Origin of the sequence: Pelomonas cellulosilytica (assembly GCF_021353265.1) — a bacterium.
Lineage (GTDB): Bacteria > Pseudomonadota > Gammaproteobacteria > Burkholderiales > Burkholderiaceae_C > Pelomonas > Pelomonas cellulosilytica.
In genome coordinates this window covers 1-1,674 of sequence record NZ_JAJTWU010000029.1, presented here as the reverse complement: position 1 = coordinate 1,674, position 1,674 = coordinate 1, and the positions used below count along the sequence as shown (strand labels likewise).

Here is a 1,674-nt window from a genome sequence, read left to right as displayed (position 1 = left end):
TAGTCAGACCTGCAAAATTCATTTCCACGCGACTCGCTGACGGGACGGCCCCGGCGAGCAGCGCGCGGTCATGACGTGTGGAGCAGCGGCTGACGCGATAGGTCGGCATTGGCACCCAAGACGCTGCTGAGCCCCGCCATCGCCGCTGCCACAGAGGTCGTCCATACGGCGATCAAGGCCAAGTAAACGTGCTTCAGGCCGCCAGCCTGCAGCTGACGCCGCAGCGCCCGCAGCAACCAGCGGATATTGAAGCCGGCCGCACACAGCACCGCGTGCAGCGCGTCGCCCTCGCTGCCCTTGAGCCAGCACTTGTCCATCCGGTGGTCGTGCTTGGTGTGGCCGATGGTGGGCTCGATGGCCTGCCGGCGCTTGAGCCAGCGCCTTTGCTGCGCATTCAAGGACTTGTACTTGCCCCGATGGATCAACTCCACCGGAGCGATGTCGGCGTCGACACCGCGGTAACCCACGTCGACGACGGCGGTCATGGGCTTGACGCCGAGATCCTGCAGCAAGGTGCTGGTCTGCTCGAGCTGCTGCGCCAGTGTGTGACCATCGAAGGTGTTGCCGGGGAAGCTGCGAGCGCCCACGATGAGGCCGCTCTTGTGTGCGACAGCCAGGCTGACCTTCACACCGAACTCGTAGGGCCGGCGCGCTTTCCCTTTGGAGATGCACTCGACCTCGGGCGCGTGCAGGGCGTAGAGCTTGTTCTTGTCGTGAGTCCGCTGGCTGCGGATGCGCTCAGCACGCGCCAGCCAGGGCTTGAGCTGATCTTGCGCGGCCTGCGCCAGCGTCGTCATCTTGCGCTGCACCTCGCGCAGCAGCACGCCCAGGATCGTGCGCTGGCGGCGCACCACCTGGCGTAGACGTTTGAACTGCTTGGCATGGGCATAGCCGCCAGCACGACGCCGCAAGCTCTGGCCCTCGCGCTCGTGGGTCATCTTGAGCTTCAGGCCTGCTCGCTTGGCCAGGCGCACGATCTTGGCCCGCGCAACCTCCAGCAACCGGCTGTCTGTCGGGTGGGCGATGGCCTTCTCCTGCACGGTGGTGTCGACCGTCACGCGCTCCAACTCGACGGGCTTGACCGCCTTCATCGCGACCGCCGCTTCGATGGTGGTCTTGAGCAATTGCTCCACGCCGGCTTCGCCCAGCACGCGGCGGAAGCGCCCGAGCTGCGTGGCGTCGCAGGGCAGCTTGCTCTGGTAGTACTCCATGCCGCTGAAGAGCTGCCAGACGACATTCTCCGACCAGCGCTCGACCACGGATTCGTCGCTCTCGTTGAACGCGTGCTTGAGGTACAGCAGCGAGACCATCAGCCGGATCGGCAGGCGCGGCCGACCGGCGCGGCTCACGCCGCCGGCGGCCACCACCAGCGTGGGGCCAAACATGTCGGCGTCCTCGCGGGACTTGCCCATGCGGGCCTTGCGGGCGAACAGCGGGGCAAGCGACGCCTCAATCTGAGACCAGGGCATGCGCCGACCGAGAACCGCAAGCGGATGGCGGGGATCCACCATGCCATCCAGCCGTGCGCGGAAGAAGTCATCGGTCGCCATTGCCTGCCCTCCAGAACTCCCAGAAATCAATAGTCATTGAATTTGATTCTGGGAGTTCTGACCATCGGCATTCACCCCGCATCACCAGTGTTCATGCGGGTTGTGAGCGTTTTGCAGGGCCGAC

General features: G+C 65.4%; 1 protein-coding gene. It reads right to left on the bottom strand.

Annotated elements, in window-relative coordinates; translation table 11 throughout:
* Positions 1-68: 68 nt before the first annotated feature.
* Complete coding sequence (locus tag LXT13_RS28340; RefSeq protein WP_233375791.1) at positions 69-1,550, bottom strand: IS5 family transposase; 1,482 nt, start codon at positions 1,548-1,550, stop codon at positions 69-71.
* Positions 1,551-1,674 lie beyond the last annotated feature (124 nt).